The organism is Isoptericola aurantiacus (assembly GCF_044769875.1).
Taxonomy (GTDB): domain Bacteria; phylum Actinomycetota; class Actinomycetes; order Actinomycetales; family Cellulomonadaceae; genus Isoptericola; species Isoptericola aurantiacus.
The window spans coordinates 219,935-244,094 of sequence record NZ_JBJBAE010000005.1; the positions used below are offsets into that span (position 1 = coordinate 219,935).

Sequence of the window (24,160 nt, forward strand, 5' to 3'; positions counted from 1 at the left end):
CCGGAACCGGGTTTGTTCGGTTTCCTGCACATTAGCGCCAGGGACGGCCGGGCACCAGAGGGCACCGTGGATCCGTCGAGGCGGCGCCCGACGCCCGTGAAGGCGCTTCCCAGCGGGCCCCCAGCGCTCCCAGCGGCTCTTCAGGCCCGTCCCAGGGCCTCCATGAACTGACGGTGTCCACTAAGTGACGTACCGACAGCCGGCCCAGCCGGACCCCCGACACGGGAGCCCCGATGACACCCGCACTCCTCTTCACGATCGACGCCGTCGCGGTCTCGATCCTCACGTTCGCCCTCTACTTCCCCCGCCACCGCCGCCGCGACCTCGTCGTGGCCTACCTCGGCGTGAACGTGGGTGTCCTCGCCGTCTCCGCCGTGCTGGCCCAGAGCAGCGTCGCCGCCGGCCTCGGCCTCGGCCTGTTCGGCGTGCTGTCGATCATCCGGCTCCGCTCCGACGAGCTCAGCCAGCACGAGGTCGCCTACTACTTCGCGGCCCTGGCGCTCGGGCTCCTCGGCGGACTCGGCACCTCCGTGGGCTGGCTCGCCGTGGCCGGTATGGCGCTGGTCCTCGTGGTGCTGGCCGTCGCCGACCACCCGCGGCTCTTCGCCCGGCACCGCACGCAGCGGGTCGTCGTCGACCGCGCGTTCACCGACGAGCACGCCCTGACGCACTACCTCGAGCAGCTCCTCGGCGGCCGTGTCCACAGCGTCGCGGTGCAGCGCCTCGACCTCGCCAACGACACCACCGCCGTCGAGGTCCGCTACCGGGTCCACCGCCGTGCCCCCGCACCGGGCACGACGCCGGCACCGGCTCCCACGATGGAGGCGGTGGCCCGATGAGCGCCCTCGCCGTACCCCGACACCCCGTGCCGGAAGGCGTCACCGCGGCCGACGCCGCGAGGGCCGTCGCCGACGGCCTCGCGGACCTGGCTCCGATCGGCCTCGCCGAGCTCGACCGGCGCGCCGCCCTGCAGACCCGCGTGGACCGCAAGTACGTGCTCACCCCCGCCGAGGTGGCCTCGCTGCTCGCCGCCCTGGACCCCGCCGGCCGCGTGCTCGAGATCGACGGCCGGCGCACGTTCACCTACGCCTCCACCTACCTCGACACCCCCGACCTGCTGACGTTCCACCAGGCCGCGCGGCGCCGTCGGCGGCGGTTCAAGGTCCGCACCCGGACCTACGTCGACACCGGCGGCACGTTCCTGGAGGTCAAGACCCGGGCCGCCCGCGGCGTCACCGTCAAGGAACGCCGTCCCGCCCACCCGGCGACGGTCGCCCTGTGCGACGACGACGCCGAGTTCGTCGACGACCGGCTGGCCGCCGCACGCCTGACGGCCGCACCGGCGTCGTCGGACCTGGTCCCCGTCCTCAGCTCGCACTACCGCCGCACCACGCTGCTGCTGCCCGACGCGCGCGTCACCCTCGACACCGCGCTGACCTGGCGGCCGGCGCCCGGGCACGACGGCGGGACGCACCCCACCGCGGACGTCGGCGACCTCGTCGTCGTCGAGACCAAGGCGGGCACCACGCCGTCGTCCGCCGACCGCCTGCTGTGGCGCTCGGGGCACCGCCCCGACCGCATCTCCAAGTACGCGACCGGGCTCGCCGTGCTCCGGCCCGACCTGCCCGACCACCCCTGGCGCCGCCTCCGCCGCGAGCGCCTGACCGCCCGACCGGAAGGACTCTGATCATGAACCCGGAGAAGCTGCCCCGCTGGGCCCGCTCGGCCCGCTCGGCCCGCATGAAGACCGTCGCGCTGGTGGCCTCCGGCGCCCTCGCCGTCGGCGCTCTCGGCGCGTGCAGCGTCCTGGAGGACGACGCCGCGGCGTCGACCGAGAGCTCGGCGTCCTCGTCGGGCACCGCTGAGGTCTCCGCGACCTCCAGCTCCGGCATGACCGCCGCCGAGGTGCTCGCCGAGAACCTCGACGCATCCGAGACCGTCGCGATCGCCGACGGCACCTGGGACGAGGCGGACGAGGTCGCGATCGACCTCGACTCGCCCACCACTGCCGACGGCGTGGAGGTCGACGGCGACACCGTCACCCTCACCGCGCCGGGCACCTACCGGCTGTCCGGCACGCTCGCCGGGCAGGTCGTCGTGGAGTCCCCCGACGACGGCGTGGTGCGGCTCGTGCTCGACGGCGCCGACATCACCTCGGGCACCGGCGCGGCGATCGACGTCCAGGACGCCGATCAGGTGTCCGTGGTGCTGGCCGACGGCTCGACCAACCGGCTGGAGGACGCCTCGGAGTATGCCGACGCCTCCACCGACACGGACAACCCTGCCAACGCGGCGCTCTACTCCACCGCCGACATGGCGATCTCGGGTTCCGGCGCCCTCGAGGTGGTCGGCAACGCCAACGACGGGATCACCGGCAAGGACGGGCTCGCCATCACCGGCGGGGACATCACCGTCACCGCCGTCGACGACGGCATCCGTGGCAAGGACTACCTCGTGGTGACCGGCGGCACGGTGGACGTGACCTCCGGCGGCGACGGACTCAAGTCGGACAACGACTCCGACGCCACGGCCGGCTACATCGCGGTGCTCGACGGCGAGGTGACGGTCGCCGCGGGTGACGACGGGGCGCAGGCCTTCACCGACATCGCGATCGCCGGCGGGGACGTGACCGTCACCGAGTCCGAGGAGGGTCTCGAGGCCGCCGTCATCGTCGTCTCCGACGGCGCGGTGGACGTCACCGCGAACGACGACGGGTTCAACGCGACCGTCAAGGAGGCCGAGGACGACTCGACAGAGTCCACCGACGGTTCCACGCCCTCCGAGGACGCCGGGGCCGCCGGTTCCGAGGACGGCACCGAGGCCGACGGCGGCACCACCGAGGAGTGGGCCGGCCCCGGTAGCGGCGGACCCGGCGGTGGTGGCGGCGGCGACATGGCCGTGCAGGAGGGCGCGTCGCTGACGATCACGGGCGGCACCGTGAGCGCGGTGGCCGGCGCCGACGGCTTCGACTCCAACGGCGTCATCGAGATCACCGGCGGCACGATCGTCGTCGAGGGATCCTCGGGAGGCGGCGGCGACGGCGCGCTCGACGCCAACGGCACCACCACCGTCTCCGGCGGCACGATCCTCGCCGTCGGGAACGCCTCCACGGGTTCGCTGGACAGCACCCACGGCTGGGTCGTGCTCGAGGACACCTTCCCGGCGGGCAGCACGGTCGAGGTCACCTCCGCCGACGGCACGGTCGTCGCCTCCGGGGTGGTCGGCTCGGACGCGGCGGTCGCGATCACCGCGGACGGCATCACCTCCGGCGAGAGCTACACGGTCACCGTGGACGGAGAGTCCGTCGGCACCGTGACCGCCGAGGACGCTCCGGCGTCGTCGATGGGCGGCATGGGCGGTGGCCGGGGTGGCGGCCAGCCCCCGGCGGACGGCGAGATGCCGGGTGCCGGCGAGCTGCCGGACGGCGTCCAGCCGCCGTCGGGCACCACCACCGACGAGTCCACGGGCACCTGACCGCGAGGTAGGCCAACCCCCGCCCACGTAGGCCACCGCCCGGCCGCGTAGGCCACCGCCCGGCCGCGTAGGCCACCGCCCGCCCACGTAGGCCAACAACCGCCGAGGTAGGCAAGATCCCGGTGAGGTAGCACCTGAAAAGTGCTACCTCACCGGGATCTTGTCTACCTCGCGGCCGCCGTGGCCTACCTCGCGGCCGCCGTGGCCTACCTCGGCGCGACCTGGCCTACCTGGCCGGACCGGGCCCTACCTCGGCAGGTTCTGGCCTACCTCGCGACCAGCGGTCAGCGACCGCCGAACAGCCGCGCGAGCCAGTCGAGGACATGGTCGACCAGGTCGCGGACCCATCCACCGTGGTGGTGGCCCTTGTCCTGCACGGTCACCGGGTCGGAGACCGCCACGACCGGCTCCCCGCCGTCGGCCACCGCGGTGACCTCGACGGACAGCTCGTGCCCGACGTCGGCCCGCTTGACCTTGTACGACGCCGAGCCACCCTTCTTCTCGATCGGCTCGCCGTCGCGCAGCCACCGGTAGGAGTACTCGGCCTCGGCCGACCACTCGCCCGGGTCCGCCGACAGGCGCGAACCCTTGACGGCGTCGCCGGAGATCGACGGCGCCACGGTGTTCTCCAGCGGCGCCTGGACCTCGGGCAGCAGCTCGATGACGGTCGGGTCGGGGTTGGCCGTCAGGCGCGCCCCCGTGTCCGACGGCGCGACGTCCGTCAGCTCGTACAGGCCGTGCATGTCGATCGACCCGTCCGCGGCGATCTCCGGCATCGTGGTCGAGGTGTCCGTCGAGACGAACCAGTCGGCGCCCACCGAGGCCGGACGCCCGTCGGAGGCGTCCGCCGTCGTGCCGTCGAAGTAGTTCGACGGGTCGGTCAGCAGCGACGTGTCGTCCTGCTTCAGACCGAGCACGTCCTCGGCCGGGTTCTGCCAGGAGATGACGCCGGAGGCCTCGTAGGCGGTGGAGCTCGCGTTGGTCTCCAGCCGGACGCCCCGGTCGTTGCCCACGGAGGTCACGCCGTCCAGCCGGACGTCCGGACCGGAGTTCGACGTCGCGCCCGTGCCGAGGTTGCCGAAGCTGACCGCGTTGCGCAGCAGGTGGTCGCCCGGCATGGACTCGCCGCCCAGCTTGAACCCGTTGCCCTCGCCGGTGCGGCCCGAGCCGTCGTCGAGGAACCCGTTGTCGTACGCGACGGAGTCCTCGATCACCACGGTGCCGATGGGTCCCGTGGTCGACTTGGCGTACAGGTCCCAGCCGTCGTCGATGTTGTGGTGGGCGATGTTGTACCGCAGCACGTTGCCCTCACCGACGGTGAGCTTCACGCCGAACCCGTCGGCGTCGTTCCCACCCGGGTCGGCGTTGTGGTGCGACACGGAGGACAGGATGGTGTTGTCCGACGGCCACATCGACGGCGGCTCGTTCTGCGACCCGGAGATCTGGAACCCGGTGTCGAGGTTGTGGTGCGACTCGACGCGCTCGACCACGTTGTGGTTCCCCTGGATCAGCATCGGCTTCTCCTTGTCGCCGGAACCGGTGATCTCCAGGTCGTAGACGTGCCACCAGTCACCACGGAGCACGAGCCCGCCGTCGGACTCCGACAGGTCCAGCACGGCACGGCTGCCGGGCTCGGACATCAGCGTGATCGGGGCGTCCGCGGTGCCGTCACGGCCCCGCTCGGCCACGATGCGGCGCTGCGGGGTGTACGTGCCGTCGGCCAGCACGATCTGCTGACCGGCCTGCGCGTACCCGACGGCCGTGTGCAGGTCGAGCGGGTCCGCCTGCGTGCCGGCCCCGTCAGGGCTGCCGTCCGGGGCGACCCAGAGGGACTCGCCCGGCTCACCGTAGGAGTCGACGGTGACGGTCACCGGGACGTCGACCGGGTCGAACGACTCGAGCTCCTCGTACTCGCCGAGCTGCGGCTGGTCGCCCTCCGGCGTCGCCCGGGCCGTGAAGCGGTTCTCCCCGGGCTCCAGGTCCACGGTGCCGAGCGCCTGCTCGCCCGGGGCCAGCTCCAGGCCGTCGACGACGACGTCGCCCGCGGCGTCGAGGATCTGCCCGGTGCCGTAGAAGTCGGCCACCAGCGGGATGTCGAGCTGCCGCTCCGGCGTCGTCGAGGTGACGTCCACCGACAGGTTCGTCGGCACGTACTCGGTGGGCGGTTCCTGCGCCTCCTCGTCGTCCTCCGGGGCGATCGTGGTGAAGTCCCAGTCGGTGACGGTCACGACGATCTTGCGGGCCGCGGCCATGCCGACGTAGAAGACCTCGGAGTTCTGCTGCAGCAGCATGTCGGGGTCGTACTGGATGACCTCGATCGGCTCACCGCCGGGGGCGTCCCGCCAGATGGCGTGGAACCCGGTGTTGGACTTGCGCAGGGTGAGCTCGTAGACGTCACCCTCGGCGAACTTGGGGCCGGAGGTGATCTCGGAGCGGTACTCCGGGTCGAACAGCTCGGAGTCGCTGCTGTCGCGCGAGCCGGCGGTGTTGTCGTCCGTGGCGCCGGTGTAGCCCTGCACGAACCGCGCTCCCGGAGCACCGTCCTGCACGCTGTCCGTCCCCTCCCCGTAGCGGGTGATGAGCGCTCCGGCGGAGTTGAAGTACCGGTCGGAGCCGGATCCGGCGACCAGGTCGTCGACGGCGATGACGCCGAACCCGGACTGGTTGTCCTTGGTCGAGGCGTCGTCCACGTGGAACGTGGCGGTCAGCGTGAAGTTCTCCGTCTCCGGGTCGATCGCCGTGTAGTAGTACTGGAAGCCGTCCTCGGAGGTGGCGAACTTGGTCGAGCTCTCCTTGGCGTCGAACGTGATGGTCCCGTCGCCGTTGTCGGTCACCGCACCGCCGGAGTTCGCGTTGGCGCCGAGGTCGGCGATCTGCCACCGCTCCACGGAGGTCGCGACGTCGACGTCGGCCACCGGGCCGGTCGCGCTGTCGCTGCCGCGGTGGGCCACGACGCGCACCTGGTAGGTCTCTCCGGGGGTGAGCCCGGTGACGTCGGCCGTGGTGCCGGTGACGCCGTCGAGCGCCGTCGTGAACGTCCCGCCCTGGCCGGTCTCGACCGCGTAGGTCTCGGCCTCGGGCGTGGCGGACCACTCGAGCGTGACGGTGGCCTGGCCGCCCGCGACGGCGGAGGTCAGCGCGCCGGTGACCTCGGGGCCCACCAGGGGCAGGGAGAACGAGCCGGTGGACACCCGCTCGGACACGAGCGCGTCGGCCTCGCCGTAGCGGGTGATCTGCACCTCGACCTCGTAGTCGCCGGAGGCGGGCGGGGTCAGGGACAGGGTGCCCGAGGCGCCGTCGGCCGCGCCGAGCGTCCGGTCGGCCACCGCACCGGCGGCGTCGTACAGCGTCGCGGCGACGACGTCACCGCCGTCGGGGCCGAGCAGCCCGGTGTAGCTCACGTCGAGCTGCGCCGGGTCGTCGGCATCGACGACGACGGAGTCGACGGTCGGAGCGGCGACGTCGGCCCACGGGCCCCGGCCGGCGTCGTCGACGGCGCCGAGCTGGGCGGAGAAGACGTTGACGCCGGAGCTCGGGGAGGCGAGGTAGTAGTCACCGGCGGTGTCGATGTCGAGGGTGGAGGTCACCACGGGGGTGCCCTCGTCGTCGGCGAGCGCGTCGACGCGGGCGATCTCGCCGGTCGCGTCGTACAGCGCGAGCGCGCGGTCGCTGCTGCCGCTGCTGGAGCGGGCGTTGACGACGACCTCGGTGGGTACCTGGTCGGCACCGACGCTGAAGTGCAGGGACCGGCGGTCGGCGTCGCCGGAGCCGTTGAGCTTGATCCGCTGGGTGAAGACGTCGCCGCGGTCGGAGATGCGGTCGGTGTCGTCGACGGTGACCTTCTTGGACTCGTCGGCGTAGATCGTGAAGTCGGTGCCGGTGTCCGTCACCGCCGTGTAGTCGCCCGGGGCGAGATCGTTCGCGTTCAGTGCCGTCTCCGGGCCGACCGCCACGGCGGCCGTGGCGCCGGTGACCGTCAGCGCCGCGGCCGCGAGGGCGGCCAACGACGTGCGGATGCGCTTGCCTGTCGGTGTCATGGATCTCCTCGTCGAGATACGGGCGTTCGGCGTCGACCACCCGAGAAACCGGTTTCCCACGTACGGTAATCGCATTCCCATTGGTCCGTCAAGACACCCCGGGCCATCGAGCGAGCGGGGTGGCGAGCGCAACGCCCGGCACGACGGCGGCCGCCGCACCGCCGTCGTACGCTCGATGGGTGCAACCGACCGCCCGCCCGCTGGCCCCCACCTACCAGGACCGCCGCTGGGAGCTGCCGCCGGACGCCGTGATCCACCACGGCACGGTCGACGACGCCGCCCGCGTCCTGGCCGGCCGCACCCTCACCGTCCTGACCGGCGCGGGCATCTCCACCGACTCCGGCATCCCCGACTACCGCAGCCCGGACTCCCCGCCGCGCAACCCGATGACGTACCAGCAGTTCGTCGGGGACGCCGACTTCCGCCGCCACTACTGGGCCCGCAACCACGTCGGCTGGCAGCACGTCGACCGCACCCACCCCAACGCGGGCCACCGCGTCCTGGCCGAGCTCGAGCAGCGCGGGGTCGTGCGCGGCGTCATCACCCAGAATGTCGACCTGCTGCACGAGGACGCCGGCTCGCGCACCGTCATCGACCTGCACGGACGCTACGACTCCGTCGTCTGCCTGCAGTGCGGGCGCACCATCTCCCGCACCCACCTCGCCGAGCGCCTCGACGCCCTCAACCCGGGCTTCGTGGAGTCGGTGCTCGACGGCGGCACCACCGTCGCCGACATCGAGATCGCCCCGGACGCGGACGCCGTCATCGCTCGCACCTCCCACTTCAACCCCGCCGACTGCGAGTTCTGCGGCGGCGTGCTCAAGCCCGAGATCGTCTACTTCGGCGAGAACGTGCCCCGTGCCCGCGTCGCGCAGGCCTACGACCTGGTCGACTCCGCCGACGCCCTGCTCGTGGCCGGCACGTCGCTGACCGTGATGAGCGGGCTCCGGTTCGTGCGCCGGGCTGCCAAGGCCGGCCAGCCGATCGTCATCGTGAACCGCGGCGAGACCCGCGGCGACCCCCTGGCCGACGTCAAGGTCGACGCCGGGGTCAGCGAGACCCTCGTCGCTCTGGGTGGGATGCTCTGACGCGTGAACGCAGCCCCGACCCCACGGACCGACATCCAGGGACTGCGCGCCGTCGCCGTCGCCGCGGTGCTCGGCTTCCACCTGTGGCCCGCCGCGGTCACGGGCGGGTACGTCGGCGTCGACGTGTTCTTCGTGGTCTCCGGGTTCCTCATCACCAGCCACCTGCTGCGCCGTCCGATCAGCAGCGGACGTGACCTGCTCGCCTTCTGGGCGCGGCGCATCCGGCGGCTCATCCCCGCGGCGAGCCTCGTCCTCCTGGTCACCCTGGTCGCGTCCGCCGTCTGGTTGCCCGTCAGCACCCTGATCCAGGTGGCCCGGGAGGTGCTCGCCTCGGCGCTGTACGTGGAGAACTGGGTGCTGGCGGACTCCGAGACGGACTACCTGGCCGCCGACCAGCTCCACTCCCCCGTCCAGCACTACTGGTCGCTGTCCATCGAGGAGCAGTTCTACCTCCTGTGGCCGCTGCTGCTCGCGGCCGTCGCCTGGGCCGGCCTGCGGGCGCGGCGCCGGGCCGGGCGCGGGACCGGCACGGAGGGCACGACGGCGGCACTGGCGGTCGGGCTGACCGGTGCGGTCGCCCTCGGGTCGCTGGGGTGGTCGGTGTGGCTGACCCGGGCGGAGCCCGCCGCCGCCTACTTCGTGTCCACCACGCGGTTCTGGGAGCTCGCGGTCGGTGGTCTGCTGGCGGCCCTGCTCGCGCTGCGGACCGCGCGCCGCGCCGCACCGGTCCCGGCCCCCGTCCTGCGCGTCGGGGCGGCCTGGGCCGGGCTGGCGATGATCCTCGCCGCCGTGCTGCTGTTCGACGCGGCCACGCCGTTCCCGGGATACGCCGCCCTGCTGCCGACCACCGGCGCGCTGCTGGTGATCGCCGCCGACGCGGACCGGCTGCGCGCCGGCCCGGGCGGCATCCTGGGGTGGCGACCGGTCCGGTGGCTCGGCGACACGTCGTACTCGGTGTACCTGTGGCACTGGCCGCTCGTGGTGATCGTCCCGTTCGCGCTCGGCCGCGACCTCGGCCCGCTCGCCATGGTCGGGATCCTCGCCGCCACCCTGCTGCTCGCCGCGGGCTCCCACCGCTACGTCGAGCAGGGTCTGCGCTTCCACCCGCTGCTCACCCGCCGTCTCGCGGCGACGTTCGCCGTGCTCGGGCTGTGCGTCGCGGGCGTCGGTGGTACCGCCGTCGTGGTCGGGGACCGCGCCACCGCCGACCAGCGGGCCACGATCGCCGCCGCACGGGCCGCCGTCGTGCAGGCCGGCGACTGCCTCGGCGCGGCGGTGGTGCGCGACCCCGCCTGCGGCGACCCGGGCCTGATCTGGCCCCCCGAGGCCGCCGTCGCGGACAAGCCCGCCGTGTACGCCGACGGGTGCTGGAACAACGCGCCGTTCACCACGCGGAACACGTGCACCTACGGGGGTGACGGCGCGGACGGCCCGACGGCGCGGATCGCCCTGGTCGGCAACTCGCACGCCGGGCACTGGCTGCCGGCGCTCGAGGACGCGATCCGCACCGACGACTGGCAGCTCGACACCTACCTGCAGTCCGTCTGCTACACCGTGGACGTGCCGATCGAGCTGCCCGGCGGGGGTGTCACCGAGGCGTGCCGGGCGACCAACGCCTGGGCGGTGGACAGCGTCGTGGAGGGTGGCTACGACGTCGTGGTGCTGTCCGACCGGACCAACCAGCCCCTGGCCGGGGTCGCCGAGGCCGACCAGGAGGCCGTCGCCCAGGACGCCTACCGCGAGACGCTGGCGAGGTTCACCGACGCCGGGATCGCCGTCGTTGTGCTGCGCGACACCCCCGCGATGCCGCGCAACGTCCCCGACTGCCTGGCCCTGTTCGCGGGCGACCCGGACGCCTGCGGCGCCCCGCCCGCCACCGCGCTCGAGCCCGACCCGCTCGCCGCGGCCGCGAGCGCCGACACCACGGGACTGGTGAGCGTCACGAGCGTCGACGACCTGATGTGCGACGAGGTCTGCCACCCGGTGGTCGGCGGCGTGACGGCGTACTTCGACCACGGCCACCTCAGCGCGACGTTCGCCCGCACCCTGGCACCCGAGGTCAGCGGTGCGGTGCGCGACGCGCTGGCCGGGCGGGGCTGACACGTGCAGGACGCCGTCGTGGTGGGCTCCGGCCCGAACGGGCTGGCCGCCGCGGTCACGCTCGCACGTGCCGGGCTGTCGGTGACGGTGCTGGAGGCGCAGCCGACGGCCGGTGGCGGTGCCCGCACGCTGGATCTCGGGCTCGCGGACGGCATTGTGCACGACGTCTGCTCCGCGGTGCACCCGATGGCCTGGGCCTCCCCGTTCTTCCGCGCGTTCGGCCTGGCGGCGCACGGCGTCGAGCTGCTCACCCCCGAGGTCTCCTACGCGCAGCCGCTGCCGGACGGACGGGCCGGGATCGCCTACCGGGACCTGGAGCGGACGGTCGAGCGGCTGGGGCCGGACGGCCGCGCCTGGCGGTCGCTGCTGGGGCCGCTCGCCGCGCGCTGGGAGGCCGTGGTGGCCGTCGGGCTGGGTGACAAGCGTTCGCTCCCGCCGGGGCTGTCCGACGGCGGTGCGCTCGGGGCGGCGGCGCGCTTCGGCCTCGGGGTGCTCGAGCAGGGCACCCGCGCCTGGGACGCCCGGTTCCGCACGCCCGAGGCGGCGGCGCTGCTGACCGGCGTGGCCGCGCACACCATCGCACCGGTGCCGTCGCTGGGCGCGGCGGGCACGGCGCTGCTGCTCGGTGCGCTCGGCCACGCCACCCCCTCCCGTTGTGGGTATGAATTCGACCGTCCTGACCCAGGTCGGGACGGTCGAATTCATACCCACAACGGGAGGGGGTGCGACGGCGGCTGGCCGATCCCGCGAGGCGGTTCCGGCGCGATCGTCACGGCCCTGCGCACCGACCTCGAGGCTCACGGGGGCACGGTGATCACCGGGCACGCGGTCCGGTCCCGCGCCGACCTGCCCGCGGCGCGCGCCTACCTGTTCGACACGGACCCGGCCGCCCTGCTGCGCGTCGCGGGCGACGACGTGGCGCCGTCGCGCCGTCGGGCCCTGGCCGGGTTCCCGCGCGGCAACGCCGCCGCGAAGGTGGACCTGGTGCTGTCCGGTCCCGTGCCGTGGGCCGATCCCGAGGTCGCCCGCGCCGGCACGGTGCACGTCGGCGGGACGCGCGCCCAGATGGCGCGGGCCGAGGCGGCCGTCGCCGCCGGGCGCCACGCCGAGCAGCCGGTCTGCCTGGTCAGCGACCCGGCCGTCGTCGACCCGGGCCGCGTCGTCGGAGGCCTGCGCCCGCTGTGGACGTACGCGCACGTCCCGGCCGGGTCCACGCGGGACGTCACGCAGGACGTCCTGGACCAGCTCGAACGCTTCGCCCCCGGCGTGCGGGACGTCGTCGTCGCCTCCCGGTGCACGCCGGCGGCACGGATGGTCGAGCACAACCTGAACCTGGTCGACGGCGACATCGCCGGTGGCACCACCGCGCTGTGGCGGATGATCGCCCGGCCCACGGCCCACGGGAACCCGTACCGCCAGGCGGGCGGGGTCTATCTCTGCTCGGCCTCGACGCCGCCCGGCCCCGGGGTGCACGGGATGGGCGGGTGGCACGCGGCACACCGCGCGCTGCGGGAGGTCTTCGGTGTGCGCGTGCCGGCCCTCTGAGCGGTTTCGCTCGGCACTCCGGGCTCCGATCGGCACTTCGGAAGTGCCGATCGAAGCCCGGAGTGCCGATCGAGGCCGTCACGGCGCCAGGTAGGCCACGTCCCCGTTCGAGCTGTGGATCTCCACGGTGCGCAGCGCCTCCGGGTCGGTCGGCCCCTCGATGATCTCCTCACCGTTCGAGGTGTCGATCGTCAGCGCCACCGCCTCGCCGTCGCCGACCACCGTCGCGTCACCGTTGGACGTCCGCGCGAAGACGTCGCCACCGGCGCCGGCCACGTCCACGTCACCGTTGGACGAGCGGGCGTCGGCGTCCCCGCCCACGTCCCGCACCTCGACGTCGCCGTTGCTCGACTCCGCGACCGCCCCGCCACCGACCTCGACGACGTCGACCCGACCGTTCGAGGACTCGACGTCCACGTCACCGGCCACCCGTGTCACGTCCACGTCACCGTTGCTGCTCGTCGCCGTCAGGTCACCGGTGAGGTCCGCCGCCTCCACGTCCCCGTTGGACGACCGCAGGTCGAGGTCCCCCACCGGCCCGCTGGCCCGCACGTCCCCGTTCGAGCTGCGCACCGTCACCTCGGTACCGGCCGGCAGGACGGCGTGCAGCTCCCCGGCGCAGGTCCAGGAGAACCAGGTCCAGGCCGGGCAGCGGTGATCCACCACCAGGGCGTCCCCGTCGGTCCGCGCCGCGTAGTCGGGGGTGGCGAGCCCACCGCGGGCGACAGCGTCCACCTCGACGCCGGTGACGTCGTCGGCGGCGCGGACCGTCACCTCGCCGTCCGCGACGAGCTCGACCGGACCGTCCGCGGGGTAGGACTCGTGGGTGGTCGTGGTCGACGACGTCGCCCAGTCGACCAGGTGCAGGGCGCCCCAGGCGACGAGCAGGCCGCCCAGGACGATCCCGACCACGAGCAGCACGCCCCCGGCCGGGCTGCGGCGCGGCTCCGGCGCCACCGGCGGGACACCGGGGGGCGCCGTGGGCGGGTTCGCCGAGGCGTTCAGGGTGGCGGACCGGTTCTCGCTCATCGCAGGTCTCCGTTCAGGTCGAGCCAGCGCAGGACGGCCAGGACGCGCCGGTGGGTGTCGGCGTCGGGCGGCAGGCCCAGCTTGGTCAGGATGTTGGTCACGTGCTTCTCCACGGCGGGCAGGCCCACCACGAGGCTCTCGGCGATGGCGGCGTTCGACCGTCCCTCGGCCATGAGCCCGAGCACCTCGCGCTCGCGCGGGGTGAGGTCGGTCAGGTCGTGCCGGGACCGGGCGAGCACCTGGGACACGACCTCCGGGTCGAGCACCGTGCCCCCACCGGCCACCCGGTCGGTGGCGTCGAGGAACTCCTCGACGTCGGCCACCCGGTCCTTGAGCACGTAGCCCAGGCCCCGGGTGCCGTGCGCGAACAGCTCGGCCGCGTACCGCTGCTCGACGTACTGCGAGAGCACCAGCACGGGCAGCTCGGGGTGCAGGCTGCGCAGGTGCACGGCGGCCCGCAGCCCCTCGTCGGTGTGCGACGGCGGCATCCGCACATCGGTGACGAGCAGGTCGGGCAGCCCGGCCTGCGGCGCCGACAGGGCGGCCACCATCTCCTCCGCGGTGCGGAAGCCGGTCACGTCGTGGCCCTCGGCACGCAGCAGGCGGGCCAGGCCGTCGAGCAGGAGGACCGAGTCCTCGGCGATCACGATGCGCACGGGAGCTCCACGGTCAGTCGGGTGCCGGCACCGGCCGGGCTGGTCAGGTCGAAGGTTCCGTCCAGGGCCGCCACGCGGCCGCGCAGTCCGGCGAGCCCGGACCCGGGGCCCGGTTCGGCGCCGCCGCGGCCGTCGTCGACCACCTCGATCCGGAGGTGCTGCGGCCCCGGGTCGGGTTGGGCTGCGGGATCGGTCGCGTCGGCCGGGTCCGTGCCGGACCCCGCCACGCCCACGGACGCCACGCCGTCGGGCACGACGGCGGCACGCACCCAGACGTGCTCGGCCCGGGCGTGCCGGGCGACGTTCGTCAGCGCCTCGGCGACCACGAAGTAGGCAGCGGCCTGCGCCGTCGTGCCCGCTCGTTCCAGGCCCGGCTGCGCCTCGACCTGCACCGGGACCGGGCTGCGGGCCGCGAGCGCCGAGAGCGCGGCGTCGAGCCCGCGGTCGGCGAGCACGGCGGGGTGGATGCCCCGCACGAGGTCGCGCAGCTCGGCGAGCACGCCCTTGACCTCACCGTGCGCGTGGTCGAGCGCGGCGCGGGCTCCGGCGGGGTCGCGCTCGGCGGTGCGGCGGGCCGAGCCGAGCGCGACCCCCAGGGCGACGAGCCGCTGCTGGGCGCCGTCGTGCAGGTCGCGTTCGATGCGGCGGCGCTCGGCGTCGGCGGCCTCCAGCGCGGCGGCGCGGGTCTCGGTCAGGACGTCGGCGCGTGCGGTGGCAGTCGCGGCGGCGGACTCGGCGGCCCGGGCCTCGGCCTCGGCCGCGCGTTGGGCGGCGCGGGCCTCGGCGGCGGGCGACGGGCCGAGCAGGGATCGGCCGAGCAGGACCACGGACAGCGAGCCGAGCTGCGCCGCCCAGGCCGCGAACCAGGGCAGCACCACGATGGCGACGACGGTGGTGACGATGCCGAGCGTGGTGTCGCCCAGGGCGGCCGCGGGGCTCGCGAGCAGGACGACGCCGGCCACGGCCCCGGAGGCCAGCGCGACGACGATCCCGACGGCGAGGCTGGTCACCAGCAGCGCCGCGAGCAGGTAGGCGACCTCCGCCCAGGAGCGGGCGTCGGCGATCGCGTCCAGGAGCCGCGCCCACCAGCCCTGCCGGGCGCTGCGACGTCGTGAGGGCGTGGGGACGACGACGCCGGTCTGCGCGGCCAGGCGGGCGCGCTCGGCGGCCGCGACCCAGCGCGACAGGACCAGCGCGAGCGGCAGCAGGAGGAGTCCGAGGCCGAGCGCGGGGATCAGCGAGGCGGCCGTGAGCACGCAGATCAGGACCGGCAGGCCGACCACGAGCAGCCAGCACCAGCCGACGACGAGCTGGGCGAGGCCGCGGTACGTGGCCGGCGCCCAGGGGGCCTGCAGGAGCGCTTGGGTGCCCGTCAGTGCCGGGGCCACCTGTGCGGTGACGGGCTCAGGTCTGATCATGTCCACGACACTACGGAGCGGCGGAGCGCCACGACATGCGGTGCGCCCCCGGACCTCGGGTAGGGCTGACCCCACCCCGGGCCGTGGGTCAGCGGCGGGAGGCGAAGAAGTCCTGCAGCACCGCGCCGCACTCGTCCGCGCGGATGCCGCCGACCACCTCGACGGCGTGCAGGCCGCGCTGGTCGCGGACCATGTCCCAGACCGACCCGGCCGCGCCGGCCTTCGGGTCCCAGGCACCCAGGACCAGCCGACGCACCCGGGCGGCGACCAGCGCGCCCGCGCACATCACGCACGGCTCGAGCGTCACCACGAGCGTGCATCCGTCCAGGCGCCACTGCCCCCACGACGCCGCCGCCTGCCGCAGGGCGAGCACCTCGGCGTGCGCGGTGGGGTCGCCGGTCTCCTCCCGGCGGTTGCGGCCCAGCCCGAGCAGCCGGCCGTCCGGGGAGACGACGACGGCGCCCACCGGGACGTCGTCCGTCGCCAGCGCATGGGTCGCCTCGTGCAGGGCCGCGCCCATGAGGTGCTCCCAGACGGCGCGGCGCTCGCTGAGGGTGCGGGGCGGGAACGCGCCGTCGGCCCACGGCAGGGGCAGACCCCGCTGTCGGTCCTCCACGTGGTTCCCCGTTCCTCGGTTCAGCGCCAATGTATCCGGGTGCTCCGCTGCGGGTGGACGCAGGACTTCTATGTCCGGTTCATCTGACATCCGGTCCTCCTTCACTTTTCACCCACAAAGTGGTGGGATAGCCCCTGTTGCCCCCAGCCACCACGAGTTGCGCGTTCTCGCAACTCGACCTCCTGCCGAAAGGACCGACCTCACCGTGAAGAGGATCCTGGCGAGCACCGCGACCGCTGCGCTCGCACTCGGAGGGCTCGCCGTCGCCGTCGCGGCGCCCGCCTCCGCTCATACCCCGAAGGTGAACGCCACCTGCGAGGCCCTGACCGTCGACCTGGACTCCTACCGCGGTGCGACCGTCACGGTGACCATCGACGAGGTCGAGGTCGCCGCGGAGGAGTTCCAGGACGCCTGGGACGGTGAGTTCGCGTTCGATCCCGCGTCCGAGGCCCATGACTGGTCCGTGGACGTCGACGCCTGGGACGACGAGTACTACGACTGGGACGACGCCGGCACCACCACGCCGTGCGTGGAGGAGCCGGAGCAGCCGGAGGAGACGCTCAGCACGGCCTTCTACGTCTACCCGAAGCGGGACGCCGCCAAGCCCGCCGCCTGGGAGAACTCGGGCGAGCAGACGCTCATCACCACCCGCGCCGGTGGCGAGTTCTGGGAGGAGCTCCCCGAGGAGTACCCCGGCGAGTTCTTCGACGAGGCGGACCTGCCCGCCGACGCCTGCGACGCCTGGGGCGTCCAGCAGGACATCGTGCGCCTGGACCTGGACTCCATCCGGTCCGGGTTCGTGCACATCACCTACCCCACCGGCCCCCTCTTCGGTGACCGTCTCGAGGCCGACCGGCACGACGACCTGAGCACCTACCTGCCCGAGTGCGACGAGGACGAGCAGGAGCTGGTGACGCTGCCGGCCCCGTCCTCCGTGGAGGAGTGCGACGTCGAGAACTCGGTGATCCTGCCCGAGTCCGAGCACGCCGAGTACACCGAGGAGTGGAACGAGGCCGGTACCCAGGTGACCGTCACCGCCACGCCGCACGAGGGCGTGCACCTCGCGGAGGACGCCGTGACCTCCTGGACGTTCGACTTCACCGACGCCGCCTGCGACGCCGAGCCGACGGTCGTGCAGCCGGAGGCGCCCGAGGTCGTCGACCTGTGCGGCGTGGAGAACGACGACGTGACGGTCCCCGAGAGCACCGAGGAGATCACCTACTCCTCGACCGACGACGGCATCCTCGCCACCGCCGGTGAGGGCTTCACCCTGGGCGACCTGCCCGAGGGCTACCAGAGCGTCGACGAGTCCTCGGCGCTGTTCCCGGTCTCCGAGCAGTCCTTCACCGACGCCGAGTGCGCGCTGGTCCCCGGTGACATCGCCGCCGTCTGCGAGTCCGCCGTGCCCTACCTCGCCTACGAGGTGAGCCTGCCCGAGGGCGTGGAGGTCGACGACGAGAACCCGCTGACCGTCACGTTCCTCAACCCGAACGGCGAGAACCACGTCACGTCCGGTCTGCCGCTGAGCGGCAGCCTGCTCTGGCCGGGCGCCTCGGCCACCGAGCCGCTGCAGTGGCCGGGCTGGGAGCTCCTGGAGGACGGCACGTACGCCGAGACGGACGGGAACTTCGCCTGGACGCGTGAGGGCGTCGAGGTGCTGTTCGAGGTCAACCCCGACTACTCCACCGTCGTGGAGTACCCGGAGGCCTCCGAGACCTGCGCCAACCCGCCCGCGGGCGAGGCCGAGCAGGTCGTGGCCGTCGAGCCGAGCGACGAGCCGTCGGCGGAGCCGAGCGCCGAGGTCGCGGCCGCGCAGTCCGAGCTGCCGCGCACGGGTGCGACCGTGGGCGTGGCCGCCGGGGCGGCCCTGCTGCTGGTCGCCGGGGGTGTCGCCCTGTTCCTGGTGCGCCGCCGCTTCCAGCGGAACTGACCCGCACACGCAGTAGCGACGAGGGGCCCGACCGGTGCTGCACCGGTCGGGCCCCTCGTCGTCACGCCCAGCCACCGCCGTCGGGCGCCCCGGGCACCCCGCCGGGCACGTGATCGAACACGGTGGCCACGCCCCGGTACCGTGTGACCATGCGCCTCCACGTCGCCGATCACCCGCTCGTCGCCCACAAGCTCACCGTCCTGCGGGACGCGTCGACGCCGTCGCCGATCTTCCGGCTCCTGGTCGACGAGCTGGTGACGCTCCTCGCCTACGAGGCCACCAGGCACGTGCGGACCGAGCCGCGCGAGGTCACCACCCCGGTCACGACGACGACGGGCGTGGCGCTGAGCGACCCCAGCCCGATCGTCATCCCCATCCTGCGTGCCGGGCTGGGCATGCTGGACGGGATGACGCGCCTGCTGCCGACCGCCGAGGTCGGGTTCCTGGGCCTGCAGCGGGACGAGGAGACCTTCGAGGCGGTCACCTACGCCAACCGGCTCCCCGACGACCTCACCGGGCGCCAGGTGTTCCTCCTCGACCCCATGCTCGCCACCGGCGGCACCCTCGTCGCCGCCATCGACTACGTGCTCGAGCGCGGAGCGCGGGACGTCACCGCCGTGTGCCTGCTGGCCGCCCCCGAGGGGCTGCAGGTGGTGCAGGAGGCTGTCGGAGACCGGGTGGACGTGCAGGTCGTCGTCGCCGCCGTCGACGAACGGCTCAACGACAAGAAGTACATCGTGCCGGGGCTCGGAGACGCCGGGGACCGCCTCTACGGCATCGTCTGACCCGGCCCGTGGGCGCTCGCGCCCGCCCGTCCCGCCGTGCTCAGCGGTACTCGCAGAGCCCGATCTTCTCCCACTGCTGCCACTGGCCCATCCAGACCCCGCGCCACTTCTCGGACTCGTACCAGCGGTGCTCGGACGACTTGCCGTGCTGCTTCCAGCCCTCGGGCAGGGAGCCGTCCCAGCCGAGGTAGCGGTACGCGTTGCCGTTCCACGAGCGCACGTCACCCTCGGCGTACTTCGTCCCCCACGCGATGCGGTCGGCGCACCAGCCGGCCTCGGCGGCGGTGAAGGTGTCGACGTCGAGGGTGGTCGACCAGCTCCCGGCGGTCACCGTCCAGGTGCCACCCTGGCGTCCGTCGACCCGACGCTCCTTGCTGACGCGGGTCTTGCCTGCGGGCACCGTCACCGTCTCGTCGACGCCCTGGGGGCCGACGACGTGGAACGAGACGTCCACGGTGGAACCGCGGTTGTCGAGCACGACGGACACGTTGCGCCACGACGTCGCGTAGTCCCCGTGCCGGTCCATCGTGATGTCGGTCAGGTCAAGCCGGGCGTCCGGGTCCTTGACGACGCAGCGGATGCCCTCGTGGTCCACCGTGCGCTCGACGGTGTAGGCGGTGCCCTCGATGGTGCGGGTGAGCTGCACGGTCACCGACCCGCCGCTCATCTGCCAGGATCCGGCGTCGACCCTCCACCGCGCGGAGGCGCCGCTGCTCAGCGTCCGGACGTCGGAACCGGTGCCGTCGTCCAGGAGCGCCGCGCGCCACGTGGCGCGCGAGCCGTTGGTGACGTCGACGACGAGCGAGGCGTCGCCGCCGTCGCACTGCGGGGCGGCGGAGACCTTCGCCCCGCCCGGCCAGGTGGGGGGTGTCGCGCAGGAGTCGACGGCGACGTCGAGCGTCGTGAGCGAGCGGCCGCCGTCCGTGGTGACCACGACGTTCTTGGTGCCCCACGGCACGACGACCTCACGGGTGGCGGACGCCCCGGCGGCCAGCGTCACCTGTTGGGTCCGGCCGCCGACGTCCACGGTGAACGTCACGGGCAGCGACGAGCCGCGGTTGTCGAGCAGCACCGTGGCGGTGCGGCTCGAGGTCTCCGTGGCCGGGTCGTAGGTGCAGGCTCCCGCCGGCTCGGCCAGGCCGGCGGCAGGAGCGATCGTCGCGCCGGGGTACGAGGCGGTGCGGGGCGTGGCGGGGACGATGCCGGAGGTCGGGAGGTCGCCGTCGCGGTCCGTCACCGAGCGGTACAGGTCGAAGGTCACGTCTCCGCCCGCCACGGTGGCCGACCCGGTGGCGACGCTCAGCGTCCGGGTCTCGCCGACGCCCAGCCGGACCGCCTCCGCCTTCTTGCCGTCCGCCGTCATCCCGGCCTGCATCGGCTCGTCGGAGGTGTTGGTGATCGTGGCGTCGATCCGGACACGGGAGCCGTCGTTGACGACGTCGGCGGACGAGCTCACGCTCCAGGAGGGGTCGTAGCAGTCCTTGGCGCCGAACGACCCGCCCGTGACGTCGCGCGTGTAGGTGGAACCGGCGACCGTGGTCGCCAGCGTCCAGGTGGCGCTGCCCGCCGGGACGCGCAGCCCGTCGTGCAGCGTCAGCGTCGCGCTCTGCCCCGGCGCGAGCGACTGCTCGCTCGAGGCCTTGCTGCCGGCCGCGGCCAGGTCGACGACGACGGTCCGGCCGGTCCGGTTGGTGTAGGTCCCCTGGACGACGGTGTCCGCCACGTCGATGCCGCCGCTGGCCAGGCACGAGCTCGTGATCGCTCCCGCGCCGGAGAAGGCGCCCTCCCACCCCTGCGGGACGGCGAGCGACGTGGACGAGCTGACCGCACGCCCGTCGTCGCCGACGGCGGGCACGACCTGCACCGCGTACGACCCCTTGGCGGTGGTGCCGTCCGCGACGACCGAGGCGTCGGCGGAGACCTCCGCACCCGGGAGCAGGTCGGGGCCGGTGCACCGCCACGTGTCCGGGCTCTCGGCGCCCGCTCTGACGCACTCGAGGTCACCGGACACCGTGCGCGGGTCGAGGCCCGCGGGCACCCGGACCGAGACCTGCCAGCCGGCGGCCGTGCGGTCCCCGGTGTTGCGCACCGTGAACGGGACTCCCGCCTGGCCGGGGTTGCCGACGGTGGCGACGGCGTCCGTCCGCGCCGTGAGCTCGGCCCCGTAGTAGGCGACCTGCGCCTGCGGGAGCGGGACGCTGCGCGGCTCCACGCCGTCCGCCCAGGTCTGCGCCGACACGGTGTAGGTGCCGCCGTCGCGGATCGTGACCGGGATCGAGACGGTCCTCGTCGCTCCCGGCGCCAGCGTGCCGACGACGCACCGGACCTGCTGGGGCTCGGAGGTCTCCGTGCACGGGAGCGTCCGCACGTCCAGCGCCGGGGGACCGACGGCCGTGCCGGGGTCGGAGTCGGAGTCCGCCGCGCCGGCGGAGGCGTCGGCGGCGACGGCGGCACCGACGGACGACGTCGACGCCACGTGCCCCATCCCCGGCGGCAACGTCAGCTGCACGGTGGCGTTGTCGGCCTCCGTCTCCCCCGAGTTGTCGATCGCGAACGTCAGGTACTCCGTGGTGCGCGGTGTCAGGACCTCGGCGGGGTCCACGACGGAGACGCCGACCACGGCCGGGTCGGGCAGCACGACCTCGTCGAGACCGGGGTCGACCAGCGGCGGGACGGTCGTCGGGTCGGTCGGGTCGGCGCTGGGCTCGGGGCTCGGCCGGACGTCGACCGCGGTGACCTCGTCCTCCGTCGGCCATGGTGAGGCGGCGATCGCGATCGGGGGGTCGGGCGCCTCGGGGGTGTCGTTCGTCCCGAAGACGCCGAGCACCGAGACGACGCCGACGGTCGCGACGGCGACAGCACCCGTGGAGGCGGCGACGGTGGCCCCGGTCACGCCGGCGGCGCCCGTCGCCACGGCGGCCGTCGTGGCCGTGGTGGCGGCGGTGGCGGTCGTCGCGGTGGCAGCGGTCGCCGCCGTGGCGGTCGTCGCGGCGGTCCCGGCCGTCGCGGCGGTCCCCGCGGTCGCGGCGGTCCCGGCGGCCGCAGTGCCAGCGGTTCCGGCCGTCGCAGCGGTGCCGGCGGCCGCAGTGCCGGCGGTTCCGGCCGTCGCAGCGGTGCCGGTGGCCGCTCCGGCGCTGCCGACCGCCGCTCCGCCGCCGGACGCCGCACCCGCCGTGAAGCCGGTCCCGGCACCGACCGCGGCGCCACCGGTCGCGCCGACGCCCGCACCGGCACCCGCGCCGAGTGCCGCGCCGAGTGCTCCGGCGCCGCTCGTGATCGCCCCGAGCGGCAGCGCGCCGAGCAGGGCCAGGCCCGCGGCACCGACCACGAGGGGCGCGATGACGACACGCATGCCGTGCGCCACGTCGCTGAGCTCCAGCACCAGGATGCGGCAGTCGCCGCAGTCGCCCAGGTGTGCCTCGATCTTCACGACCTCGCGCCGGGCGAGGCTGCCGCGCACGTAGCCCCCGAGCAGCGGGTTGACCACCCGGCAGGAGTCGGCCGGCTCGGACGTGAGGTGGGACTGGAGGTATCCGACGCGCAGCCCCTCGCGGGCACGGTAGGCCAGGGCCGACACCCCGTTCGGCGTCAGGCCGAGGATGGGCGCCACCTCGCCCGGTGCCATGCCCTCGACCTCGGTGTACCAGAGGACGGCCTGCCAGCGCTCGGGCAGCCCCTCGTAGGCGCGGGCGACCACCGAGTGCTCGAACCCTTGGAGCGCCGGGTCCTCGGGCGACGCGGAGGCACCCAGCGCCTGCTCGAAGGTTCCGTCGTCGTCGGTGGGGCGCGTCCGTCGGGCTCCCCGGGCGAGATCGGCGGCCAGCCGCCGGACGACGGTGAAGAGATAGGCCCGGAAGTGCGTGTCGGGTCCGCTGCCCTGCTGCAGGGTGCCGAGGACGCGCTGGAAGGCGTCCGAGACGATGTCGTCGGCGTCGGAGTCCGAGCGCACGTACTGGCGGGCCAGGGCACGGGCTGCGGCGGCGTGGCGCTCGTAGAGGGCGCCGTACGCCTCCAGGCTGCCCCCGCGCACCTCAAGGATCAGCTCGCCGTCGCTGGGAGCTGTCCCGTCCGATCCCACGTAGACGTCGGTCACGCCCGCCTCGTTCCGTCCATCACCGAACCCGTGTCCGGCTCCTCAGCAGATGACACGGGTCGGCGCAACTCTACCGGGCCGGCGACCTCCCGCGCGGAAAACAGCGGGTGAAACCTGTCGATGTCCGTTTCACCCACTCGTCATCGCGGTTTCTGCGTCATGATGGGGTGTCGAAGGGTTCCCATCAGCATGATTCTGCCTACCGGCGGCACACATGCCGCCGACACCCGCGAGCGCTGGCGGCACGCCAGCCTCTCCGAGGTGTGGCTGCGCCCGGGTGACTGGTACCACCCCGCGGTCGACGCCGTCGTCGAAGCGATCGACGACGGCCGCTCCCCCGAGGCACCCGCACACCGGCTCGGCTGCGCCCGCAGCAGTGCCGGCATCGGCCTGGACGAGACGCTCGAGGACGTGATCTGCCTCTACCGCGCCGTCGGCGCACCGGTGGACGCCGACGTCGTGCGCGGCACCGCGCTCGGCTGGGTCCAGGGCCGTGAGCGTCAGCCCGCCCTCAGCGGGGTCCGCGACCCCGCGACCGGTCTGCCCACCGTCGACTACCTCGGCGAGCGCCTGCGGGAGAGCTACGGACGCGCCGAGCGCAGCGGTCTGAGCGTGGCCGAGACCCACTGCCTGGTCGTCATCGACGTGGCCGTGGACGATCTCGACGCGTGGCAGCGGATGGCCCGGTCGGCGTCGGTCGGCCGCACGCTCGACCAGGTCTTCGGGGACGGGCACCCCATGGCCGCCCTGGCGGACGGCGTCTTCGCGGTGCTCTGCGAACGCACGCCCGAGCTCGCCCGGCTGTCCCAGACGGTGCGGCGCATCGTCGAGCGCAACGCCGAGGTGCTCGGGGTGGAGGCCACGATGCGGCGCCCGGTGCGCGTCTGGATGGAGCGCCTGCCCGCCGGGTACGACGCCGCCGTCGACCTGCTGCAGCACCTGCGGCGCTGAGCCGGCCCGCACATCGGGCTACCACGCACACGGCCGCCCGGCTCGGTCCTCCTCCCGCGTGCGGGAAGGGGCAGAGCCGGGCGGCCGTGTCGTGGGTGGACCGGTGCGTCAGGCCTCGGTGAACGTGAGGCAGTCGGCGTGGGACTGGTCCTGGGGGCCGTTGCCGACGCGGATCGCGGCGGCGGTGCACTCCAGGTCCTTGTTGTGGACGCAGTCCATGCGCTGGCAGGCGCCGACGTGCGCGACGACCTTGTCGAGGCCGCCCTTGCTGCCGAGCGGGATGAACGTGGCGCAGGCGGCGTCGCCGGGCACGCCGCCGATCGTGACCGCCCCGGCGTGGCAGTCGTGGTCGTGGTTGTAGCCGCAGCCGGTCACCGAACAGTCGGTGACCTCGGGCATCTCCAGCACGGACGTCATGGTTCGCTCCTCGGGATCGGC

The 24,160-nt window shown here is 73.9% G+C and carries 16 protein-coding genes; 9 read left to right on the plus strand and 7 right to left on the minus strand.

The window, feature by feature from the left end; all coding sequences use genetic code 11:
- Nucleotides 1-233 precede the first annotated feature (233 nt).
- Genes ACIQLL_RS14780 through ACIQLL_RS14790 form a run of 3 tightly spaced genes read left to right on the plus strand, consistent with a single transcriptional unit; the run spans nt 234 to nt 3,474 of the window.
- A complete protein-coding gene (locus ACIQLL_RS14780; RefSeq protein ID WP_402468645.1) occupies nt 234-839 on the plus strand; it encodes a DUF4956 domain-containing protein in 606 nt (201 codons plus the stop codon).
- Nucleotides 836-1,687 carry a polyphosphate polymerase domain-containing protein gene (locus ACIQLL_RS14785; RefSeq protein ID WP_402468646.1) on the plus strand — a complete coding sequence of 284 codons (852 nt, stop codon included), beginning with the start codon at nt 836-838 and terminating at the stop codon, nt 1,685-1,687. The genes ACIQLL_RS14780 and ACIQLL_RS14785 overlap by 4 nt, the downstream gene beginning before the upstream one ends.
- 2 nt (nt 1,688-1,689) lie before the next feature.
- On the plus strand, nt 1,690-3,474 hold the full coding sequence (locus tag ACIQLL_RS14790; protein WP_402468648.1) for a carbohydrate-binding domain-containing protein: 1,785 nt from the start codon (nt 1,690-1,692) through the stop codon (nt 3,472-3,474).
- Nucleotides 3,475-3,758: 284 nt separating this feature from the next.
- On the opposite strand, the gene ACIQLL_RS14795 is transcribed toward ACIQLL_RS14790, so the two are convergent.
- Nucleotides 3,759-7,511 carry a right-handed parallel beta-helix repeat-containing protein gene (locus ACIQLL_RS14795; protein WP_402468651.1) on the minus strand — a complete coding sequence of 1,251 codons (3,753 nt, stop codon included), beginning with the start codon at nt 7,509-7,511 and terminating at the stop codon, nt 3,759-3,761.
- A 233-nt stretch (nt 7,512-7,744) separates the two neighbouring features.
- On the opposite strand from ACIQLL_RS14795, the gene ACIQLL_RS14800 reads away from it, so the two are divergent.
- The 3 genes from ACIQLL_RS14800 to ACIQLL_RS14810 are packed head-to-tail and all read left to right on the plus strand — an operon-like array spanning nt 7,745 to nt 12,244.
- Nucleotides 7,745-8,599, plus strand: coding sequence for a Sir2 family NAD-dependent protein deacetylase (locus tag ACIQLL_RS14800; RefSeq protein ID WP_402468828.1), 855 nt, complete (start codon nt 7,745-7,747; stop codon nt 8,597-8,599).
- Nucleotides 8,600-8,602: 3 nt separating this feature from the next.
- Nucleotides 8,603-10,699, plus strand: a complete 2,097-nt coding sequence (locus tag ACIQLL_RS14805; protein WP_402468653.1) for an acyltransferase family protein — start codon at nt 8,603-8,605, stop codon at nt 10,697-10,699.
- Nucleotides 10,700-10,702: 3 nt separating this feature from the next.
- Nucleotides 10,703-12,244: a phytoene desaturase family protein gene (locus tag ACIQLL_RS14810; protein WP_402468656.1), complete on the plus strand. Its 1,542-nt coding sequence runs from the start codon at nt 10,703-10,705 to the stop codon at nt 12,242-12,244.
- Nucleotides 12,245-12,322: 78 nt separating this feature from the next.
- Here ACIQLL_RS14810 and ACIQLL_RS14815 read toward each other — a convergent pair whose 3' ends face one another.
- The 4 genes from ACIQLL_RS14815 to ACIQLL_RS14830 all read right to left on the minus strand — a co-directional run bounded on the left by ACIQLL_RS14815 (nt 12,323) and on the right by ACIQLL_RS14830 (nt 15,867).
- Nucleotides 12,323-13,273 carry a DUF4097 family beta strand repeat-containing protein gene (locus ACIQLL_RS14815; RefSeq protein ID WP_402468659.1) on the minus strand — a complete coding sequence of 317 codons (951 nt, stop codon included), beginning with the start codon at nt 13,271-13,273 and terminating at the stop codon, nt 12,323-12,325.
- Nucleotides 13,270-13,929 carry a response regulator gene (locus ACIQLL_RS14820; protein WP_402468661.1) on the minus strand — a complete coding sequence of 220 codons (660 nt, stop codon included), beginning with the start codon at nt 13,927-13,929 and terminating at the stop codon, nt 13,270-13,272. The genes ACIQLL_RS14815 and ACIQLL_RS14820 overlap by 4 nt, the downstream gene beginning before the upstream one ends.
- Nucleotides 13,917-15,347, minus strand: coding sequence for a sensor histidine kinase (locus ACIQLL_RS14825; RefSeq protein ID WP_402468664.1), 1,431 nt, complete (start codon nt 15,345-15,347; stop codon nt 13,917-13,919). The genes ACIQLL_RS14820 and ACIQLL_RS14825 overlap by 13 nt, the downstream gene beginning before the upstream one ends.
- An 88-nt stretch (nt 15,348-15,435) precedes the next feature.
- Complete coding sequence (locus ACIQLL_RS14830) at nt 15,436-15,867, minus strand: nucleoside deaminase (protein WP_402468830.1); 432 nt, start codon at nt 15,865-15,867, stop codon at nt 15,436-15,438.
- 301 nt (nt 15,868-16,168) lie between these two features.
- Between ACIQLL_RS14830 and ACIQLL_RS14835 the strand changes: the two genes are divergently transcribed.
- Both ACIQLL_RS14835 and upp read left to right on the plus strand, forming a co-directional pair.
- The gene (locus ACIQLL_RS14835) at nt 16,169-17,893 is read left to right on the plus strand and encodes an LPXTG cell wall anchor domain-containing protein (protein ID WP_402468666.1); all 1,725 of its coding nucleotides are present in this window, start codon (nt 16,169-16,171) and stop codon (nt 17,891-17,893) included.
- A gap of 149 nt (nt 17,894-18,042) precedes the next feature.
- On the plus strand, nt 18,043-18,678 hold the full coding sequence (gene upp, locus ACIQLL_RS14840) for a uracil phosphoribosyltransferase (RefSeq protein ID WP_402468668.1): 636 nt from the start codon (nt 18,043-18,045) through the stop codon (nt 18,676-18,678).
- 40 nt (nt 18,679-18,718) lie between these two features.
- Here the strand turns inward: upp and ACIQLL_RS14845 are convergent, their stop codons facing one another.
- A complete protein-coding gene (locus ACIQLL_RS14845; protein WP_402468671.1) occupies nt 18,719-22,771 on the minus strand; it encodes a sigma-70 family RNA polymerase sigma factor in 4,053 nt (1,350 codons plus the stop codon).
- A gap of 189 nt (nt 22,772-22,960) precedes the next feature.
- Between ACIQLL_RS14845 and ACIQLL_RS14850 the strand changes: the two genes are divergently transcribed.
- Nucleotides 22,961-23,722 carry a nucleotidyl cyclase domain-containing protein gene (locus ACIQLL_RS14850; protein WP_402468674.1) on the plus strand — a complete coding sequence of 254 codons (762 nt, stop codon included), beginning with the start codon at nt 22,961-22,963 and terminating at the stop codon, nt 23,720-23,722.
- A 108-nt stretch (nt 23,723-23,830) separates the two neighbouring features.
- On the opposite strand, the gene ACIQLL_RS14855 is transcribed toward ACIQLL_RS14850, so the two are convergent.
- Nucleotides 23,831-24,139 carry a DUF1540 domain-containing protein gene (locus tag ACIQLL_RS14855; RefSeq protein ID WP_402468677.1) on the minus strand — a complete coding sequence of 103 codons (309 nt, stop codon included), beginning with the start codon at nt 24,137-24,139 and terminating at the stop codon, nt 23,831-23,833.
- Nucleotides 24,140-24,160: the final 21 nt, after the last annotated feature.